At 58.7% G+C, this 20968-nt stretch carries 15 protein-coding genes and 2 pseudogenes; 3 read left to right on the top strand and 14 right to left on the bottom strand.

From position 1 onward, the window contains the following. Nucleotides 1-33: 33 nt before the first annotated feature. Nucleotides 34-1230 carry a DUF932 domain-containing protein gene (locus C7T96_RS20825; RefSeq protein WP_106573184.1) on the bottom strand — a complete coding sequence of 399 codons (1197 nt, stop codon included), beginning with the start codon at nucleotides 1228-1230 and terminating at the stop codon, nucleotides 34-36. A gap of 195 nt (nucleotides 1231-1425) precedes the next feature. Here C7T96_RS20825 and C7T96_RS20820 point away from each other — a divergent pair, with 195 nt between their 5' ends. Both C7T96_RS20820 and C7T96_RS20815 read left to right on the top strand, forming a co-directional pair. After that, the gene (locus C7T96_RS20820; protein WP_245414196.1) at nucleotides 1426-2664 is read left to right on the top strand and encodes a DUF1173 domain-containing protein; all 1239 of its coding nucleotides are present in this window, start codon (nucleotides 1426-1428) and stop codon (nucleotides 2662-2664) included. Between the two features lie 196 nt (nucleotides 2665-2860). Next, a complete protein-coding gene (locus tag C7T96_RS20815; RefSeq protein ID WP_106573183.1) occupies nucleotides 2861-3325 on the top strand; it encodes a transposase in 465 nt (154 codons plus the stop codon). A gap of 643 nt (nucleotides 3326-3968) precedes the next feature. On the opposite strand, the gene panC is transcribed toward C7T96_RS20815, so the two are convergent. From panC to C7T96_RS20795, 4 genes and pseudogenes are all read right to left on the bottom strand, one after another. Continuing rightward, nucleotides 3969-4880, bottom strand: a complete 912-nt coding sequence (gene panC / locus C7T96_RS20810) for a pantoate--beta-alanine ligase (protein WP_106573182.1) — start codon at nucleotides 4878-4880, stop codon at nucleotides 3969-3971. After that, nucleotides 4877-5722, bottom strand: a complete 846-nt coding sequence (gene panB, locus C7T96_RS20805; RefSeq protein ID WP_106573181.1) for a 3-methyl-2-oxobutanoate hydroxymethyltransferase — start codon at nucleotides 5720-5722, stop codon at nucleotides 4877-4879. The genes panC and panB overlap by 4 nt, the downstream gene beginning before the upstream one ends. Before the next feature lie 299 nt (nucleotides 5723-6021). Continuing rightward, nucleotides 6022-6381, bottom strand: a pseudogene (locus C7T96_RS20800) (acyl-CoA thioesterase); the annotation flags it as partial. A gap of 4 nt (nucleotides 6382-6385) precedes the next feature. After that, nucleotides 6386-7546: an iron-containing alcohol dehydrogenase gene (locus tag C7T96_RS20795; RefSeq protein WP_093037061.1), complete on the bottom strand. Its 1161-nt coding sequence runs from the start codon at nucleotides 7544-7546 to the stop codon at nucleotides 6386-6388. A gap of 59 nt (nucleotides 7547-7605) precedes the next feature. Between C7T96_RS20795 and C7T96_RS20790 the strand changes: the two genes are divergently transcribed. Next, nucleotides 7606-7803, top strand: a complete 198-nt coding sequence (locus tag C7T96_RS20790; protein WP_106573180.1) for a hypothetical protein — start codon at nucleotides 7606-7608, stop codon at nucleotides 7801-7803. A 257-nt stretch (nucleotides 7804-8060) separates the two neighbouring features. On the opposite strand, the gene C7T96_RS20785 is transcribed toward C7T96_RS20790, so the two are convergent. The 9 genes and pseudogenes from C7T96_RS20785 to C7T96_RS20740 form a co-directional block, all read right to left on the bottom strand. Then, nucleotides 8061-9497, bottom strand: coding sequence for an aldehyde dehydrogenase family protein (locus tag C7T96_RS20785; protein WP_106573179.1), 1437 nt, complete (start codon nucleotides 9495-9497; stop codon nucleotides 8061-8063). Nucleotides 9498-9622: 125 nt separating this feature from the next. Further along, complete coding sequence (locus tag C7T96_RS20780; RefSeq protein WP_106573178.1) at nucleotides 9623-11137, bottom strand: class I adenylate-forming enzyme family protein; 1515 nt, start codon at nucleotides 11135-11137, stop codon at nucleotides 9623-9625. Nucleotides 11138-11333: 196 nt separating this feature from the next. After that, nucleotides 11334-12088, bottom strand: a pseudogene (locus C7T96_RS20775) (IS5 family transposase). Nucleotides 12089-12256: 168 nt separating this feature from the next. Continuing rightward, a complete protein-coding gene (locus C7T96_RS20770) occupies nucleotides 12257-12946 on the bottom strand; it encodes a glutathione S-transferase N-terminal domain-containing protein (protein WP_106573176.1) in 690 nt (229 codons plus the stop codon). 13 nt (nucleotides 12947-12959) lie between these two features. Next, nucleotides 12960-14612, bottom strand: a complete 1653-nt coding sequence (locus C7T96_RS20765) for an FAD-binding oxidoreductase (protein ID WP_106573243.1) — start codon at nucleotides 14610-14612, stop codon at nucleotides 12960-12962. Nucleotides 14613-15951: 1339 nt separating this feature from the next. Continuing rightward, entirely contained in the window at nucleotides 15952-17334 is a 1383-nt protein-coding gene (gene gorA, locus C7T96_RS20755) for a glutathione-disulfide reductase (protein ID WP_106573174.1), read from the bottom strand. An 88-nt stretch (nucleotides 17335-17422) separates the two neighbouring features. Further along, nucleotides 17423-19072 (bottom strand): GMC family oxidoreductase N-terminal domain-containing protein, encoded by a 1650-nt coding sequence (locus tag C7T96_RS20750; RefSeq protein WP_093037040.1) that lies wholly within the window; start codon nucleotides 19070-19072, stop codon nucleotides 17423-17425. A gap of 37 nt (nucleotides 19073-19109) precedes the next feature. Beyond that, nucleotides 19110-20060 (bottom strand): carbohydrate ABC transporter permease, encoded by a 951-nt coding sequence (locus tag C7T96_RS20745; RefSeq protein ID WP_106573173.1) that lies wholly within the window; start codon nucleotides 20058-20060, stop codon nucleotides 19110-19112. Nucleotides 20061-20063: 3 nt separating this feature from the next. Continuing rightward, nucleotides 20064-20936 (bottom strand): sugar ABC transporter permease, encoded by an 873-nt coding sequence (locus tag C7T96_RS20740; RefSeq protein ID WP_106573242.1) that lies wholly within the window; start codon nucleotides 20934-20936, stop codon nucleotides 20064-20066. Nucleotides 20937-20968 lie beyond the last annotated feature (32 nt).

Below are 20968 nucleotides of genomic sequence, written 5' to 3'. Positions count from 1 at the left end.
GTCGCGAGGGATGGAATCAAGAATTGTGGCGGGTCAGCTGGCGAGGTCGAATAGCTTCTTTGCCTTGCCTTCCAACTCGAGCCGGACATCCTGATGCTGCTTGTCGCGCGCAACCCGTGTGATGCCCTGCACGAAATCGAAGACCGACGCTGGCGGGTGGCCTTCGTCGATGAGCACGGCGTCGATGATCTTCGTGGTCTCGGCCTTCGAGAAGCCACGCTTGCGCAGGAAGGTGGTTCGATCGTCATCGTCTCGTGCAACGATCCGCTCACGCGCCGCCTTGATGCCGTTTATGAAGGGCATGGGCGAGGATTCGGCGAACTGGACTAGCGCCGGCTCAGCTTCGAGAGCAAAGCGTGAGGCGGCATATTTGGAGTGGCGGATGGTGATTTCCTGGAAATCCTCGACGCCCCATAGATTCCTATTGCAACACACGGCACGCAGGTAAAAGCTTGCAATCCCAAGGGTTTTCGAGCCCACCTCGCTGTTCCAGGCATAGAATCCGCGGAAGTAGAGATCGGGTTCGCCGTTCGGTAGCCGACCGGCTTCGATCGGGTTGAGATCGTCGACCAGGAATACAAAGATGTCGCGGTCGGAGGCATAAAGCGTCGTCGTGTCCTTCGAAATATCGACGTTTGGGTTGTAGATGTGGGTCGACCAATCGAGCACGCCCGGCACCTTCCATCGCGTATCGCTGGTACCGTTGCCGGCGATCTTCTGCACCGCCTCGACAAGTTCGTGGTCGAAAATTCTCCCGTAATCTGGCCCCGTCACTGCCCGAAGCTCGAGACGGCCGTTCTCGACTTCGAGCGTCTTCACCTGCTCGGCGCGGTGCGTGGAAAGGCCATATTGCAGGTTGATGCCAGCGAGCGCTGCCGGAAGCTGGCGCAGATAGGTCGTCGGTGCGCCGACCAGACTGGCGAGCTGGCCGAAACTCCAATGCGTCGGGGTGACAGGCGCATGCGCGTCTGGCAGCATCAACGTCAGCCGTTCGGGGTTGTCGCGAGAGGCTTCGACGCGGATGGCTTCGCTCTCCACGATCCGGGTCTTGCTTCGTGCCGATCGCCTTTTCACCGAATTGTGGAGATCGGTGAGGGACAGGTAGCGTTCGTCGTCTGGCCGGTTGAACCATTCCGACGACACGCGGCCGATGCGCTGGCCGCGGCTGACGTCGACCTTGTAGCCGTTGGGTGCGGCGCGGATCCGCGCCTGAATTTCCATATGGGTCATGATCGTTCTCCGCGACGGGTGCCGGGAGCCTCTCTCCCGGCCTCCACCCGCCACCGCATCCCGGCCTCCCCTCTGCCTCTAGCCAGGCCCAGCCGGCGCGTGAAGTGCGCCCTGTGGCACCGGGCCTGCGTCACGGATGCGTGCGCCGTCTCGTGACCAACCTGCGGGTTGCGTGCGGCGGAAATCCGTGAATCAATGGAAGGAGGGGATGCGGCGGCATCCGGAGCGATGGAGGCGATGCGACGTTTCAGGCTGTCTGACCGGGTTATCGAGGAAACCGCACACGATCTGCAGGACGTGCTTGCCAATGCATATCGGCATCGTATCCGCCCGTTATGTATGTGCAAGGAACCGGCTCTTGCGATGTATATCGCTCAGGTCGGCGACCAATTTATCGTCAAACGGATGCCGTTGTCGGGAAGCGAACATGACGCGGCCTGCCCGTCTTATGATGCGCCCGACGAATTGTCCGGGCTCGGTGTGCTTTTGGGCAGCGCCATTCAGGTGGATCCCGAGAGCGGCCTGTCGGCGCTTAAGGTCGGTTTCAGTCTGACGAAAGTGGGCGCACGCGCAACGTCTGTTGCTGGCGCGATGAGCGCCGATAGCGTGGCCGGCGACACGAAGAAATTGTCGCTGCGCAGCCTGCTTCACTATCTCTGGCATCAGGCTGAATTGACGGCCTGGACCTCACGATGGGCGGGCAAGCGTCATTGGTGGAACATTAGATGGCATCTGCTCGAGGCGGCACAGCAGATGACGTTAAAAGGCGGCATGCTGAGCGATGTGTTGTTCGTGCCCGAGCCGTTTCGTGCTCCGGACAAGGCGGCGATCGAACAGCGGCGGGCCGTGGCGCTGGCGCCTGCGTTGCCACTGAGGAGTGGGCCGCGGAAACTGATGATCCTGCTCGGTGAGGCCAAGGACATCTCGCCGGCACGGACCGGTCATCGACTTGTTGTCAAGCACATGCCCGACTTCCCGTTCATGCTGGATGACGAACTCCAGCGCAGGCTTCGGGCACGCTTCGAAAGCGAATTGATGCTCTGGAGTGCCGACGAAGCGTCTCATCTGATGGCGATCGCGACCTTCGGGCTCACCCCGACAGGGCTAGCTGTGATCGAAGAGATGGCGCTGATGGTGGTTTCGGAGAACTGGATCCCTTACGACTCCGTCTATGAGAAAAAGCTGGTCGATTCACTCGCCAAGCTGACTTTACGAAGCGTGAAGGGGCTGCGCTACAGTTTAGATGCTGAACGGCCGTGCGCGGCAGCAATGCTGCAGCGTCAGTCGCGTCCGCTTGCGCTCTATATTGTTCCGCCGACAGTGGACAAATACTACGAGGAAGCGCTCGAGCAGCTCATCGCATCGCGGCCGGAAGTCGATGCCTGGACGTGGCGAGTGGCGGACGGAGAAATGCCGTCGCTCATAGGTCGGTAAGGATTCGAGCCGCGATTCGGGTCGTGCTGTTCTTGGTTGCCGCTCCCCACCCATACCTCGCAAATCACACCTATCTACCAAACAAAGGCGTTTTCCCCGTTCGCCCAATTAACCAAGGCTTTAGGTCGAATCCCCTCTTCGCTTGAAATGAACCCTGCCTCCGCCCAGATGGCAGTCCTCTGCGCAGGCGGGGGAAATGGGCAAGAAGCGCGTTCCAAGGCTGAACAGCCTCGAGTGGCTGGACTGGCGGTTTCCCACCGAGGATTCCGCGCGCCAGCTCTTCGAGCGGCTGGTCTGGCCTGACGGTCCGCACTGCCCGCACTGCGGCTCTGCCGAGGCCTGGCGCTTCCGCGACAAGGGCAGAATCTCTCGCCCGGGCCTCTACGAGTGCGGGAACTGCGCAGGGCAGTTCACGGTCACGACGAAGACCCCGATGCACGCGACCAAGCTTCCGCTGAAGGTGTGGCTGCGGGCAATCTACCTGATTCTCTTCTCGTCGAAGGGCGTGTCTTCGGTGATCCTCGGGCAGCAGCTCGGCGTGCGCCAGTCGACGGCCGGCGTGCCGAAGAACCTGCTTGCGCGCTGCTGTAGGATGACGATTTCGCCCTCCTGCGGCGCGACCGCGTCGAGGAGTTCGAATATTCCAGATCCCTGCCGCTGACCGGCGGGATGGTCGCCCTAACGTCGAGCGGCTTGGATGCCGGCCGTGTATCAACCTTCGTGTGGAATATCGGGATGTTCCCGGCCCGCACCGCTGCGAGCAGCGCCTTCGTTGGCTCTAGCGCCCTTCATGCGTTCGCGCCGCACGAGGCCGGATGTTTGAAGGCGACCTCGCTCACCGGGCGCGCGCCACCTTCATAGGCCAGCTTGTCAGGTCGATCGCCAGGATGGCGGGCCGGCTGCCCAAAATAGAGCTTTCGCTTGTAGGCTTGATATATCTCCGAAGTCCACCGTCACACTCACCTCCCAGCTTACCCTACCTGACCATGGCGCGAGATTTCCGCCCTTGGGGAATCTTGCGTTCCAGCACCTGCCTCGGCTTGCTTTGCGAAGATGGTCCGGTCGGTGCTTCTTCAGCGGCTCCGTGCCTCTGTCCCCGCACGGTCGCGCGGCAGAAATCCGGTTAGCGCAAGCGCAAATCGCGTGGTGCCACCAAGTGCCGAACGCCGCGATTGGGTTATAGTTAGCCGTGCCCTTGACTACCCTTTCCAGGATCCAGGGTCCGACGATGCGGCAATGAGACTGATGCCTTCTGCTTCTCGCCGTCGCGGCTATGGGAGTGCCGAATAGCCGCCGCTTGTGTGCTATGACGCATGCAGGCTTGTAACTTTCAGATCCGGTTCGCCTGAGATCGCAGCGACGTTTTGCCGGGGCACAACCTCGACATTGTCAATCAAACGTGTGTTGCCGAGCCAGGCGGCCACCAGCAGGCGCGCGGGACAGTAAAGTGCATTCAGAGGCCGAAGATCGGCGTCTGCTCGCATTTCCAGATACTCCACCTCCCGGTAGCCTGCCGAAAGAATGGCCACACGCGCTTCCGACAGTGTTTGGCTGACCGGCACTCCGCCAACGATCTGTCCGGCTGCAGTGTGCAGAATCGACGCGAGCCTCGGTGCAGCCTGTCGCTCACCCGGCGAGAGCCGCACGTTGCGCGAGGAGAGCGCCAGCCCGTCTTCTTCGCGGACCGTCGGGCAGCCGACGATGGTGATCGGGATGTCCAGGTCCCGCGCCATGCGACGCACCACATGAAGCTGCTGGAAATCCTTCTCCCCGAAAAACGCAAGATCGGCGCCGGCCTGCAGGAAGAGTTTGGCGACGACGGTGGCGACGCCGTCAAAATGACCCGGCCGAAACGCGCCGCACAGGCCTTCACTCACACCGCCGACCGAAACGGCGGTGGCAAAACCCTCTGGATAGGTTTCAGCGGCGTCCGGCGCGTAAAGCAGATGCGCACCCAGCGGCGCCAGCTTTGCAGCGTCCTCCACCTCGGTTCGCGGATAGGCGGCAAGATCGGCTGCGCTGTTGAACTGCTTTGGATTGACGAACAGCGTCACGATCACCCGGTCGGCCTTGTCGAGCGCGGCCCGCACCAGGCTGAGATGGCCTTCATGCAACGCACCCATTGTTGGCACCACCGCAACAATGGCGCCTTCGCGACGCCATCCCGCAACGATCGTGCGAAGGTCCGCCACGGTCCTGACGATCGGGACATTCATGCCGCTTCTCCACCCTTGATCGTTTTGGGCCCGTCGCCAAAGACATGCTCTGCGCCCGGAAAGCGCCGCTCGCGCACCTCGCGCGTATAGGCTGCGATCGCCGCTTGCGCTTGTTCACCGAGCTCAGCGTAGCGCTTGACGAATTTCGGCCGAAAGTCCGTGAACATGCCAAGCATATCGTCAACCACCAGGATCTGGCCGTCACAGGCTGACGAGGCGCCGATGCCGATGGTGGGGATAGCAACGTCGGCGGTAATAGTGCGCGCCAGTGCCTCCGGCACCTTCTCCAGCACAACTGCAAACGCGCCAGCTTTTGAAACCGCGTCGGCATCGCGCAAGATGCGCTCCGCATCGTTGCCACGCCCCTGGACCTTATAGCCGCCAAAAGTGTTAACGGCCTGTGGGGTGAGCCCGACATGCGCCATCACCGGAATGCCGCGGGTGACCAGGAACTGGATCGTGCCCGCCATGCTCTCGCCGCCCTCGAGCTTGACAGCGGCGCAGCCAGTTTCGGCCATCAGCCGGGCGGCATTGCGAAAGGCCTGTTCGGGACCTTCCTCATATGATCCGAACGGCATGTCCACGACCATCAGTGCCCGCTCGACGCCACGGCTCACCGCTTGTGCGTGCATGATCATCATGTCGAGCGTGACGCCCAGCGTGGACGGCAAGCCATGCAACACCATGCCGACGCTGTCACCGACAAGCACGATATCGCAGGTGGTATCGACAAGCCTCGCCATCGGTGTCGTGTAGGCAGTGAGACAAACCAGCGGCGTCCCACCCTTGCGTGCCACGATATCGGGGGGCGTCAGGGCCTTCACTTCACCTGTCGCGCTCATGGCATTCCTTTCCTTTGCGTCAACCGCCTCAGGGCGTTTGGCACAATTTTGTGCAGATGCGAAGAACAAAAACTTCATGTCGCCGGAGTCCACGTTCGTCGGAAGTTGAACCAATCAGCCTCAACGGAGGCTTCGGACACAAGCCGTACGCAATGGAAGAGACTCCCTCCAAACCACTGAGGAGAACCAGAAAACGGGACCAGGGCCACGAAGTGAACGTGGATCTGATTGCGGTGCTTGTTGCCGTCACAAAGGGGTCAGAACAAGATGGGGTGGTTGCCGTCCTCCTTCCTTAGCTAGACGTGGACGAAGAAGCCTTCAGCGCGGCGATCTCTTCTTCATTCCGAAACAGGGCAACCTCATAGCGAACGGAGGACGTTCCGAGCCTGGCGACACGGATACCGGCCGTTACCTTATCGGGGGAAAGCAAGTTCAGAAAAATAGCGGCACCCGGTTTCGACGACGAGCCCAATCTGGTCGCCGCCATGGATGTCCAGCAGGCCCTCGCCGATCAGCCAGCCATTCACCGCAGTGTCGAACAGCGAATAATGCACCGCATTGTTCATGTGACCATAGATGTCGTTGTCCATCCAGCGCGTGGTGATTGTGCGAAACGCGTTGTAGGCATTGCGCGACGTGGGTGAAGACCGCTCGCTCATCGTCTCACCATGCCGCGCGATAGATGGCGAGCGCATCCGGCTCCGAGACATTGCGCGGATTGTTGACCAACAACCGCTGCTGCTTCATCGCATCCGCCGCCATCTTTTTCAGATGCTCTTCGCCGATGCCGACATCCCGCAGGCGCGGCTGCAGGCCAAGTCTTTTCGATAGCGAGGCCAGTTCCTCGATGAACGCCGCGCAGCGCCCCTGGACACCTTCCTCTTGTGCGAGACGTGGGAAAGCGTCCGTGGCGATCTCGGCGTAGAGATGGGCGGCGTCGGGCGCGTTGAAGCACAGGACATGCGGCAGGACAAGTGCGTTCGAGAGGCCGTGCGGGACATGGAACGTCCCCCCGATCGGATAGGCAAGCGCGTGGACGGCGGCCACCGGCGAATTGGCGAAGGCTTGACCGGCGAGCATGGAGCCGAGCAACATCGCCCCCCTCGCCTCGACATCCTTACCGTCAAGCACCGCTTTTTCGATGCTGGCGCCGATGAGTTGCAGGGCCTGTCTGGCCAACATCTTCGACAGCGGATTGTTGTTGGCGTTCTTCGAGGCATAGGCTTCGATTGCGTGCACCATCGCGTCGACGCCGGTGGCTGCGGTGATTGCCGGCGGCAGGCCCAGCGTTAGTTCCGGATCGAGCACCGCAATGTCCGGCAGGATGATAGCGCTGGACACGCCGCGCTTCTCCTCGTCACCGACGGTAATGATTGAAACCGGGGTGACTTCCGAGCCTGTTCCTGCCGTGGTGGGCGCCAGCACCAGAGGCAGGCGCGGTCCCTTCGCCTGCGCTACGCCCCAGGCGCCGTCGATGTCTTCGCCGGAGCCGAGAAGAAGTGCGGCCACCTTCGCCACGTCGAGCGACGAGCCGCCGCCGAAGCCTGCGACGCCGGTCGCGCCGGCTGAACGACCATTTTCCACCGCCTTCATCACGGTCGCCAGCGAAGGATCGGCTTCAACGGAATCGAAAATCGCAACCGACGCTCCGACGCTTTCCAGTGAGGCGATGGCTGCGTCGCACAGGCCGAGTTTGCGCAGGCCGGGATCGGTCACGAACAGCACCGTCGGGCCCAGCCGTTTGCCTGCGATCGCGCCGAAGCGCTTGGCCGAACCGGCTTCGAAGACGATCGAGGGGGTCGTATTGAAGGTGAAGGCTTGCATCGGGCGAATTCCTCTAGAGTCAGACGGCCGGAACGACTGGCTTTTCGACCAGATCACGCGTGTTCAAACTGATGCCGCCGCAGTTTACGCTGCTGCAGTTGCAGCGCGCGGTGGAGGCGCTTGCCGGCCGTCTGGTCCACAAGCAGAATTTTCGCCGGCTGATCGAACAGCAGGAACTGGTGGTTGACCCGCTATCCGGGCTTCCTAGGAGGCCCGTGGGAACATCTCTTGCTCTAGTTCAGGCGCCGACCTCGTAGTATCGCAGAGTGCATTATTTGGCAGACCCCGAGCATGCTTCGACCTCACGAAGCGTTCCAGCTGCACGAGCTGCTTCTTCCCTGAGTAATTGGCGCCGCCAGTACCTGCCTGGCAATCGCGGCAGGTGTTATTCGACTCTCGCGCGACCGAGCGAGGCAAGGTCGCCCCGGCGGGATCGTTCCAGCGGCCTGCGCCATGGGCGAAGCCGTCACGGCGCGGGCACCTCGGGGCTGTTAAGCGGACCGGCATTAGCCCGTCAGCCCAGCGTATAGGCCGTTTTGACGGTCGTGTAGAACTCGGCGGCGTAGCGGCCCTGTTCGCGAGGGCCGAAGCTCGATGCCTTGCGGCCGCCGAACGGTACATGGAAGTCGACGCCGCCAGTCGGCAGATTGACAAAAATCATGCCGGCGTCGGCATTGCGCTTATAGTGCGTCGCATGTTTCAGGCTGGCCGTGCAGATCCCTGAGGACAGGCCGAATGCCGTATCGTTCGCGGTCTCCAGCGCCTCTTCATAATTCTTGACACGAATTACCGCCGCGACGGGACCAAAAATCTCTTCGCGGCTGATGCGCATATTGTTGGTTGCCTCGGTGAACAAGGCGGGCTGCAAGAAGAAGCCGGGCGTCTCACGGTTCAGCCTTTCGCCTCCACACACCAGCTTAGCGCCCTCCTCACGGCCAATGGCGATATACTTCTCGTCCTGGCTGAGTTGGTTCTCGTCCACCACCGGACCGATCTGCGTTCCCGGCTTGAGCGCGTCGTCGACGACGAGGCTCTTAAGCTTTTCGGTAACTGCCGAGACAAAACGATCGTGAATGCCTTCGGTGACGATCAGCCGTGAGGAAGCCGTGCAGCGCTGGCCAGTCAAGAAGTATGCACCGTTGACGGCGCAGTCGACCGCCACGTTGAGGTCCGCATCATCGAGCACGACCAGTGGATTCTTCCCGCCCATCTCGAGTTGGAACTTCCTGCCGTGTTCGACGCAGGAGGCCGCCACACGCCGGCCGGTCTCCACTGAGCCTGTGAAGCTTATCGCATCTACGTCGGGGCTATCGAGCATGGTCTGGCCGACGACTGAACCACGGCCCATTACGAGATTGAGCACACCCTTTGGCAGCCCGGCGCGGTGGAGGATTTCAACCAGCTCCCAAGCGCAGCCAGGGGTGAGATCAGCCGGCTTGAATACCACAGTGTTGCCGTAACAGAGCGCCGGCGCTATTTTCCACGCCGGAATGGCGATTGGGAAGTTCCACGGCGTGATGATAGCGATCACGCCGACCGGTTCACGCGTCACATCCACCCCGACACCCGGACGGACAGAGGGCAACGTTTCGCCGGCCAGCCGTAGCGTTTCGCCCGCGAAGTAATCGAAAACCTGGGCCGCACGAATCGTTTCGCCGACTGCTTCGGCCAACGATTTGCCTTCCTCGCGCGACAAAAGTCGGCCGAGTTCGTCCTTGCGGGCGAGAATTTCGTCTGCCGCCTTGCGCAACACCGCGTGACGCTCCAAAGGGCTCGTGCGCGACCATGTCGGGAACGTACGTTTAGCGGCGGCGATCGCGGCTTGGGAGTCAGCTCGAGTAGCACGCGCATAGGTGCCGACGACTTCGTTGGTGTTGGAGGGGTTAATGTTCGGCGCGGCTTCGCCTTCGACCCAAGCTCCATCGATCAGGTTAGCATGCAAGGTTGTCATGGCGAGGCGGGTTCTCCATATCGAGTTTTTTGCGGGATTGCGGACCTTGTCGGAGATACTATATGGGTCGGGCTCATGGTCCAGAGCGCTTCGGAAGGAAGTGTCGAACCGACAGCTAAAACTATCTAGAGATATTTCTTCAAGTCGTTCTTCTTTATCTTTCCATTCGGAGCGACCGGCAAATCGTGCATAACGATAATCTGTTGCGGCAGCTTATACTGGGCAAGGCGGCTCTTCAGAAAGGACTTAATCTCATCCACCTCGCACTGCCGTTCAGGCAACATTTCAACGAAGGCAATAATTTCCTCATTTCCCTCAACAGGACGTCCGAGCACGGCGGAATTTAGAATGCTGGGATGTGCATTCAGGGCGGCTTCGACTTCCGGAGGATAGACATTGAAGCCGGAGCGAATGATCAATTCCTTTGATCGGCCTTGAATAACCAGTTCGCCGCGTTCGTTGCGACTGACGATATCGCCTGTGTGAAGATAGCCATCCTCGTCAATAACTTCGGCGGTCGCTTTCGGCTGGCGATAGTATCCCAACATCACATTGGGGCCCCTGACCAGCAATTCTCCCGGCTTTCCCTCTGGGACATCGAGACCGTCAGGCCCGACGATCCGGATCTCGACCCCTTCTATCGGTGGACCAATATGGATGTCGTCGGTGCCAATCGAATAGTGAGACCGGCTGATCGTCGGCGACGTTTCAGTCAATCCGTATCCGTTCTGTAAGACCACGCCGAACAGCCGTTCGACATTTTTACGTAATGACAGGTCGAGCGGCGCGGTACCCGTGTAGACGTACCGGAGGTTATTTGGCGTGAGCTTTTGGCCCGTCTGTTCAACATGTGCCACCACCCGTGTCAGCATGGCAGGAACGGCGTTGAAAACCGTCAACTCTCCGCTGCGAACAGCATCTAGGGCCTCCTGTAGTGAAAATCGTGGCATAATTTTCATACGCGCGCCGGCGTACAACATGCCTTGCAACAACACTAGCCCGTACGAATGAGATATCGGCATGACACACAGGGCGACATCGTCGGGAGAGAGAGACTGTGTTCGTCTTCCCCTGCTTGCGACGAAAATCAAATTGCGATGGCTAAGCATGACGCCCTTAGGGCGCCCCGTGGTCCCGGTAGTATAGACCAGAACGGCGACTTGCTCTGCGGATCCTTCGTGAACTTCTTCCGGCTGGCTGCTCTCATTTAACGGACCAACCGTTACGGCGCCGATACCAGTAAAGAGCCGCACATCAGCATTGCCGTCGTCCGCATTTTGTGCAGACAAGTTGGAATGGGTGCGAAATATACGCCGCGGCTGGCAATCCTCTTCAATAAGGGCAAGTTCATGCCTGCTAAGTCGGGCATTCGCTAGCACCGCCCATGCATCCAACCGGCTTGCCGCATACATTAGAACCACAGCCCCGATCGAGTTTTCGCAGATGATCATCACCCGATCACCCGGCCGAACCCCTAGTTCCCGCATTTCATCAGAGACAGCTGCGACCGTGTCGATCAGCCGACGGAAGGACCAATCAATTCCGTTTTCGTCTGTAAAGGCGATACGGGAGTCGCCGAACGTCGCCCCTTCCTCCAAAATCATATGAATGCGACGAGGCAGCTCGGCCAAAAAATCCATCTCAATTTCCCCAGATCCTGATAGCCTTAGCGCGGTAATTGGTATATCCAATTTGGTCATCCAATCTGTCGGCTGTCAAGTAGATAGTGAATCCATCAGCCAGGTTCGTGGTCAGACATATTGGGCGATTTCAAACGGCTTTTCGGCCGCGCAAAATTTCCAAGATCCTGCGCCAGCCCCTAGGGTTCAGACTCGTTCAGACCCAAAACGCGATGAGAGTTGCGAGCGCGACGGCCGACAGGAAGTTGCGGGCGAGCTTGTCGTAGCGGGTGGCGATGCGGCGGAAGTCCTTCAACCTGCAGAAGGCTGCCTCGATACGCCAGCGGCTCTTGTAGCGGGCCTCGTCATATTCGATTGGCACCTTGCGGTTCGAGCGACCCGGAATGACGGCCTGGGCGCCTTCGGTTCGCAGACGTCTGCGCAGCGCGTTGGCATCATAACCCTTGTCGGCGATCAGGCAGCGCACCCGACCGGCCGCGTCCATCAGCGGCCCGGCCATGGTGACGTCGGCGACGTTGCCCGCCGTCAGCCGCAGAACGGCCGGCCGCCCGAGAAGGTCCGTCACGGCATGGATCTTGGTGGTTTGGCCGCCGCGCGAGGGCCCGATAGCCTGCGCCTTCGCCCCCCTTTTCCGCCATGTGCGGAGCGGTGCGCCTTCACGTAGCTGGAGTCGATCGACGCCGACAGCGCAAGGACGCCCTTGGCCACGAGCGCATCAAGGATGCCGCTCCAGAGTTGTCGGCGTGACCAGCGGTTGAAGCGGTTGTAGATCGTCGTCGGCGGACCGTATTCGGCTGGGCAATCCTCCCATCGGCAGCCTGTCTTCAGTATGTGCAGGATACCGCTGATCACACGTCGATCGTCGACCCTGCGTGCACCCGGCTGGTTCTTTGGAAGGTGCGGCTCGATCGCCGCCCACGCCTCGTCATTCAACCAGAAAAGCCTGCTCATCCTTGCCTCCGGCGCAAAACGACGGCAGGGAATCTGATTTGCTACTGACCTTCAACAGCCTGATTGGGTTTCGACCCTAGGGATCCCCTGCATCAACTGCCGTTACGCGGCGTCAGGCGCGACGAATAGACCGCCGCGCCTGACGCCTGGGAGGATTTTGTGTGATTGTTACGAACTGCCGTTCTTTCCGAACATATTCTTCCAGGCGTCGGTGCCCGGCTTCGCTTCCCACTGCTTGCTGTCGGACAACGTGTCTATGCCCGCGCGAACCCCCGGACGGTCTTTGATCGCCTGGTACCATCGATCAATGTTCGGGTACTTCGACAGGTCGCGTCGATGCAATTTCCGCGTGCGAACCCAAGGGAATGTGCTGATGTCAGCGATAGAATACTCGCCGGCGAGGTATTCATATTCGGCAAGGCGCTTCTCGAGAATGTTGTATATTCGACCAACTTCCCGGTCGTAACGTTCGATGGCGTAATCGATCTTCTCAGTCGCATATACCATGAAATGATGCGCTTGGCCCAGCATTGGGCCCATCGTGGTATTCTGAAACACAAGCCACTTTAGCGTATCGTATCGTTTTTCCGGATCCTGAGAAAGGAACTTTCCGGACTTTTCCGCAAGATAGAGTAGAACAACCGCCGATTCAAAAACAGCGTAAGGCTTGTTGTGCGGGCCATCGTGGTCAACGATAGCCGGCACTTTGTTGTTTGGATTGATCTTCAGGAATTCCGGCTCAAATTGCTTTCCTGCGGTTATATCAACCGGAATAACACGGTACTCCAAGTCCAGCTCTGCAAGCATTATAGCGGCTTTATACCCGTTGGGGGTTGGCCAGAAGTATAGATCAATCATCGCTGAAGAACCCCTATCCGACGATCTTGAGCCCTGTGGGCTTGTCGACGATCAGCCCAGGATTCAACATCCACTTCGGGTCCAGCTCGGTCTTGGCGGCTGCCAGCACACGGCGGAACAACGGATCGACTTCTTTGTCGTACCAAGGACGGAACGATTTGCCGACAGCATGATGGTGCGTGATGGTGGCGCCGAGCTCTATTAGGGCGTCCGACGCCACGTCGTGGAGCATCGAATAGGCTTCGAGGCTGTTGGCATGTGTCGAAGGAGCCATGATCGAGTAGTATGGAGCCGGACCGTCCGGATACAGGAAGGAGAACCTGCGGCAGACGATGCCACCGCCAAGATGTTCCTTCTGGGCCGTTCGCACGCGACGCATGATCTCGGTATCGACTTCTTCGAACCGATCCCAAGTATAGGCGGTTTCGAACGTGAAGCTCACGATTCCCATCGCAGCGCGCGTATGCATCAGCCGGGGCAGATACCTGAACTGGTGCCGCCAGTTACCCTGCGGCCCGCTGCGGCTGGTTTCCAGCGCGTTGTCTGCTGTTCCCGCGCGCTGCTTCACGACGCCACCGAAGTCCTTGCAGATTTCGAGACCACGCTCCAGCCATGCGTCCACCGGATGGTCGGCGGATTCGAAGCCCAGCAGCAAGACGGAATCGGTGCCGTCTCCAGCGCCGTAGAATTTGGCGTCCTGCTCGTCGAGATAGCGAGCGTTCGCCGGGAACAGTCCCGCTTGGGTGATTTGACGGACGGCCTTGGCACCCTCATAGAACGACTTGAAGGAGATCGATGCATTCGCACGGAATTTCACACGCCCCTGCAGACGCATCCATGCATCAGTGATGATGCCCATCGTGCCTTCAGACCCGATGAACATGCGATCCGGATTTGGTCCCGCACCTGAGGCAGGCAGCCGGCGATTCTGGATCGTCCCCGCTGGCGTGACGACGCGCAGGCTTTCCACCATGTCGTCGATATGCGTGAGATGGGTCGCATAGTGACCGGACGACCGGGTTGCGATCCAGCCGCCCAGCGATGAGAATTCCCACGATTGCGGAATATGGCGCAGGGTGAGGCCGTGCGGCTTCAGTTGTTCTTCCAGAGCCGGCCCGAGAATGCCTGCCTGGATCCGCGCGCAGCGTGACACAGGGTCGATTTCGAGAATCTGGTTGAGGTTGCCCAGGTCAATAACGACCACGCCGGGAAAGGCGTCGCGCTCGGGACCCCAGAAGCCACCTGTGACGCTCGATCCACCGCCATACGGTATGCATGCATAGCCGTTTTCGCCACACCAGTCGAAGATGGCGGCAATATCTTCTTCGTCGCGCGGATAGGCCACGACGTCCGGAGCCTTCTTGAACTCGCGCCGGTAGATAAGGGTCATGTCCTTAAAACCCTTACCGTAGGTATGGACAACTCTGTCCCACTTTTCCGTGGTGCAGAAATCTTCCAGCGTTCGCGGGATCTTTATGCGCGACGGATAAAGTTCAATCTCATCAAGGGTCGGGTCCGAGAGAACTTCGATATCCTTAATCCCAAGCCGCTGCTCCACGCGGTCTCGCATGGTACGGATTTCGTCCTGGGAGTTATCTTCACCTTCATATCCCCACGACCAGAATTTCCTTCGCGTGCCATAGTAGCCGCTCTTTTCCTTCGCCACGGCGCTTCCTCCTTCGAGATTTTCGACGTCCAACCATCCAGGTGCGCATCGTTTGGGAAAACATCGCGATCTGGTTTGACCAATTTGGCATATCCAGTTTTCTCAGTCAATGGCTCTCGGAGCAGAGCACGCTCCGAACTGCGCCACCGCTATAGTCGCGACCTCGCTTAAGGTCGCCATTGGGGGCGCAAACGCTTCCACCGCCATGGCCGTGATCGGGCCAATTCCCGGCGTGGTCCGAAGGTGGGTGTATCCTCCCCGCGTGGGGCTTTGCGGCGAAGGATTTCTCCAGCTCTCCAATCTTCGCGGCTCAACCGGTCGACCTGCTCGAGGTATACGCGACCAACGTCGAGGACCAGTTGGGGCATCGCTGGTTCGGCGGCATCAATCGCGGCAGCTAAGGTTTTCAGGTGAGCCGGACCTTGTGGTGCGATGATGCCGCGTTCGGCAAGATGCCCGCGCAAAGCGTCGATCAGCTGCGTCCGCTGGCGCACCTGCACCGACCAGACCAGATACGCCAGCTGAACGTACTCAAGCATCCCTTCGGGCGTGACGGTTTATGTTGCGAGCACGCCGGTCGACTTCCGCAAAGGGGCCGCGCTGTCGGTGAAGGCGGCCTGAATAGAAGCGGCCAATAACTAAAGGAGGTCCCACCCCGCCAATTGCAGCCAATGGCAGGAGATGGCGAAACGGTCACTCACCCCGTCGCTTCCAGAACCTGATGTGTGGACCGGCATGGCGTTAACCAATGTCATCGGGGCTTTGAGGTGGAAGCGGCGAAAACCCATCAACCCATCGAGGCTCGCGGCGAAGACGTTGTCCAGCCGCATCACGCAGCCGGATATACATCAGCAGTTGCGACCATCGATCCTGATCCAGCCGACTGTTGCAATCGGGCGGGGTCCATATACATCCACACATGGAGCCTCCGAGATCCTGTGGCTATTCAGAGTGCTGCGGTTGAGTCAGAGCACTTCGATTAGGAAATGCGTAGCTTGAGAGGCATGTGCTAATATGTCCTCGTGAATGCTGATCGACATAAATTGCTGATAAATCGACGAATTGTTCTCACGAGTGAAAATGGATGAGTTGAAGGCTGCTGGAAGTTGCCAGCAGCTGAGGCGTCCAAATAGCTTATCGCAACGCCTTCGAATCCATCGTTGACTATTATCCACACGCGGTTAGAGGGGCTGTTCATGTGATTAGCCGTTGTTAGCTTTCATGGTAGCAAAGATGAGAGCTGCGAGCACCCCTAAGACCGAAGTTCGACCGCCTCAGCATGGTCTTCCCAGCGCATTGAGGTGAAGCGAGAAGAGTCCGACTGCCTACACAAAATGCATTATCGAACGCAGCGCTTGGTCGGTGTCCGCATCGTGACAAGTTCTTCCGCCGCTGTTGGATGAAGAGCCATTGTTGCATCAAAGTCCTCCTTTACGGCTTTCATTCTTATCGCAATCGCAACTGCCTGGATGATCTCCGCCGCGCCTGATCCGACAATATGGCAGCCGACAACCCTCCCGGAATCTGCATCTACGACGAGCTTCATCATCATTCGTTCGGAGCTGTAGGAGAGGGCGACCTTCATGGGCCGAAAATCCGTTTTGTAGATGTCCACCCTTTCAAACAGGGCACAGGCTTGTGCCTCTGATAGCCCAACGGATCCGACTTCCGGACGCGAGAAAACCGCAGTCGGGATATCCGCATAGTCGACCTGCGTGGGACGCTCGCCAAATACCGAATCTGCAAAGGCCTGGCCCTCGCGCACCGCTACAGGGGTAAGGTTTACGCGGTTTGTCACGTCGCCGACCGCGTAGATATGGGGCACATTGGTCTGCGAGTTCTCGTTGACCGCGACGCCGCCGCTGTCAGGGCTTAGCGCAACGCCAGAATTCTGGAGATTTAGGTCCTGAGTGTTGGGCTTTCGTCCGATCGCAAACATGACTTGGTCTGCGACGAGCTGTTCAGCGTTTGAAAGACTGGCTTTCAATAGCCCACTGCTTTCGTCAATCCTGTCGACCCTGTTGATCCGGCAGGAAGTGACGACCAGAATCCCCTGCTCCTCCAGAGCACGACGAACATGTGCCCTTACGTCTTCATCAAAACCGCGCAGGATGTTGTCGCTGCGACAAACCAAGGTCACTTTCGAACCGAGACCGGCGAATATGCATGCGAACTCAACCGCAATGTAGCCCCCTCCTTGAATTAGGATCCGCTGCGGCAGTTCACGAAGCTCAAAGACCTTGTCGGACGAGATGACATGCTCGATGCCCGGTATTGCCTCCCCGTGGTTCGGCGTGCTGCCAGTGGCAATCAGTATATTACGAGCGCGCACCGTCTCCCCATTGGCAAGACGCAAGGTGCGTGCGTCTTGGAACGTTGCGCGCTCTTTCACTAGGCGCGCTCCCGAACGTTCGATCGTCGACGTATATGCCGTCTCGAGACGGGCGACTTCCCTGTTTCTATTTGCCGTCAATACTCCCCAATCGAATTTTGCTGGGGGGACCGACCATCCGAAGCCAGCCGCGTTCCCGATCTCTTTCTGGAGATCTGAAGCGTAGACCATAAGCTTTTTTGGTACGCAGCCACGGATAACGCAGGTGCCGCCGACCCGATCTCCTTCAGCAACGATGACCTTGGCTCCATAGCTAGCAGCGACCCGTGCGGCGCGGACCCCGCCTGAACCACCACCAATTACTGCCAAGTCAACATCAAAATCGGCCATCGTACCCTGCGAGTTCAAAAAATTTGCGAAAACAGCCTGGGCGCTTTTCGCACCGCTACAGCGTTCCTCGGACGATAAACGGAGGCTTTCAGGAGGAGGGCGCGTGGCGCCCGTGCGCAAGCATCTCCCCAGCGATCGGGTGATCACGCGAAACGCTTTCGCCGTGAATGAGTTCGTCAGCGATTTTTTCGGCGATCGCCATAATCGGCAGGTTCGTATTGCCGCTTAGAAGCGTTGGCATCACCGAACCGTCGATCACCCGTACACCATCAACACCGCGGACTTTCATGCTCGGGTCCACGACCGATGCATCGTCAGCGCCCATGCGACAGGTCCCTACGGGGTGATACACCGTCTCGGCCCGCGCTCGCAGGAAAGCCTCCTGCTCGGAGAGATTGCCGAACACTTCCGCATCCAACGGACGTTTTATGAAGTTCTTGAGTGGTCCGCGCATCATCATATCGCACATATCGCGCGTGCCATCTCTCAGGCTCTCGAGGTCTGCACGTTCGGAAGCAAGACGCGGGTCGATCGCCGGTGGAACGGCGGGGTCTCCGCTTCGCAATCTTACCGTACCGCGACTTTGTGGCCTGAGTTGACATACGCGAACAGCGAAACCGTGAGCGATACGCTCACCGGCCGGCGGATTGCGGAGGACGTTGGCAAAGTGTGCCTGCCACTCCGGCAACGGAGATGATCGGTCAGGGCCCCAAAACGCTCCCGCCTCCACGGCCTGCGAAGCGGCCGGACCATCGCCTTTGAGAATATATCGAGCGCCGGCCATGCCGCCCCTCAGGAGGCCCATATAGGGGGTCAACGTCGTCGGTTGCGATGACTCGAAGCGAACCGCGAGGTCCAGGTGGTCCTGAAGATTCTCGCCCACGCCCGGAAGATCGTGAACGGGTTTGATGCCGAAAGACTTCATATGATCAGCAGGCCCAATACCAGACAGCATCAAAAGCTGCGGCGAACCGATCGCGCCTGCCGTCAGCAGAACCTCTCGATCGCAGTTGATCGTCTTCTCGCGGCCGTTCTGGACCAGGACGATGCCACGGGCACCACCTCTTTCAACGTTAATGCGACGAACATGACTATTGGAGAGGATGGTGAGGTTCGGGCGTCCCTTGGCGCGTTCCAGGTACTTGAATGAGCCGGACCGCTTTCCATTTGCTATCGTAAGTTCGTAGAAACCTGCGCCTATCTGCGAGGGTCCATTGAATCCATGGTTCTCTGGTAAACCGGCGGCGAGGAGGCTGTCGACAAACGCCTGTGCGGTCGGGCGCCGTGGCCCGTAGGAAAGCTTAATGGGCCCGGTGTGCCCACGCGTTCCATTATCAGGTTCAGCGACCAGGCTCGCATCCTCAATCCTGCGCAAATAGGGGAGCATCGCGGCAAAGCTCCACTGAGGCATGCCCCGAGACGCCCACGAATCGTAGTCCCACGGGTTGCAGCGCATAGCGATCATGGAATTGATCGATGACGACCCTCCAATGACCTTCCCTCTGGGGATATAGATCCGGCGATTGTCTAGATGTTGCTGCGGCTCAGTCCAAAACCGCCAGTTGTATCGACCGCTCGTATAGAGAACCTTGATTCCGGCGGGCATATCGACAAACATCGACTTCCCCCCGCCCGCCTCAATCAGCAATACGCTCACATTAGCGTCTTCACTCAGGCGAGTTGCCAGAACACATCCGGCCGAACCTGCACCAACGATAATATAGTCGTAGCTCGCCATAAACCTTCTCCCGATGGTGATGCTTTTGGAATCCAGGTCATCCCTTCACCGCACCCGCTGACAGCCCGGCGACGAAGTACCGATAGCAAAAGATAAATATTACAAACAAAGGCAGAGCTATCAGCGAAGCGCCGGCCAAGACTTCACCCCAACGCAAATCATGCGCGCCGAGCAACGACTGCAGAGCAACGGGGAGCGTCTTTCTTTGGTCGCTCATAATAAGTATCAGCGCGAACACATAGTCGGCCCAAGAGAGAAGGAACGAGAAGATGGCGACAGTGATGAGCCCGGGAGCGGACAATGGCAAGACGACCTTGATGAACGCTTCGAACTGAGAACAGCCGTCAACCATCGCAGCCTCCTCAAGGTCAAACGGCATTGACTTGAAGAAACCCCAGAGCAACCACACCGCCAGCGGCAGCGAAATTGCGAGATGGGCGATCAACAGTCCCCACAGTGTGTCGGTGAGGCCGATCGTTCGGAAAGCTGCCGCCATTGGGATGGCCAGCATGAGGGGTGGGAACATGTAGGCAAAAAGCATCGATGCAACGAGCATAGTCTTGCCCCGAAAGCGCAGCCGGGTGGCGCCGTAAGCGACAAATGCCGACAGCACGAGGGAGACGGTAATCGTCGCAACCGCCATCAGAGCGCTGTTCAGAAAATTGACGATATAATTCGTCTGCCGGAAGAGGGAGACGTAAGACGTCAGGTCCGGCGGCCAGAAAACGAGAGATGTATCGAGAAAAAGGCGCTCCGCGGGCCTTAGGCTCGAAATGATCATCCAGTATATCGGAAATAATGAATAAAGACAGATAACGAGTACTGTTGCATAAAGGGCACTTTTTGCCGACAGCTTTTTGAATGGTTTCCAGAAAGTGCTTTCCTGAACCTTGCTCCCGTGTTGCAGCGACGATCTCGGACGAATCGGTTCGCGCTCAGGTATCTGGCGACTGGAATCAACGGGCAATCGCTCTACATGGCTCTTCATTTCTTATCGCCCTTGCTTTGCATCATCGATGGGGAACAGGCGCAGATAGATGAGAATGACGCCTGAGAGCAGGAGGAAGGAGATCGTTGCCACAGCGGCGCCCCCGCCCAGGTTGTACTCAATAAACGACTTCCGATAGGCTAAGGTAGGCAAGGTCTCCGTCTGGTTGAGCGGCCCGCCTTTTGTCAAAAGCCATATCAGATCGAACTTGTTGAACATCCAGATGCCACGCAGAAGGATGACCACGATCAGAACCGAGCGTAAGCCTGGTATCGTGATGTGCCAGAATTGCGTCCAAGCACCGGCGCCATCGACGCGAGCGGCTTCGTAAAGTTGCGTTGGGATCGTCTGCAAACCAGCTAGAACGCAGGTTACGACAAAAGGTGTCCACAACCACACACTGACGAGTATGATTGTGCCTTTGGCAGTGAAGGCATGAGAACTCCAATCGAGCATTCCAACACCGATGGATGCCAGAACGCTCTTTACCAATCCGTAATTTGGCTCGAGAACCCATTGGGCCACTAGGCAGGCGACAACTGTCGGCAGGAAGTAGGGAAGAATAGCGATCGAACGTGCAACGGTCTGGCCAAGAAAGCGCTTGTTAAGCACCATCGCTATTCCAACGCCCAGAACTACCTGCAGGACAATCGACGAAAGCGCGATTGTGAGGCCGTTCGTCAACGAATTCCAGAAAAGAGGATCTTGCAATACCTTGATGTAGTTGCTCAGGCCGACCCACTCGGGTTCGCTCATAAACGAACGGGCCGAATAGAATGATAGCATAACCGCGTAAATCAACGGGCCGCCAATAATAAATGCGAGCAAGGAGATACTGCCAATAAACAATGCAACAATTCGCCGGTCCTGAACCATAAGAATCATCCCTTGGACGAACGATCGGGGCG

Origin of the sequence: Nitratireductor sp. StC3, from assembly GCF_003015025.1 — a bacterium.
Lineage (GTDB): Bacteria > Pseudomonadota > Alphaproteobacteria > Rhizobiales > Rhizobiaceae > Mangrovimarina > Mangrovimarina alexandrii.
Note: the sequence above shows the minus strand (reverse complement) of the source record. Positions and strands in the feature narration are given on the sequence as shown.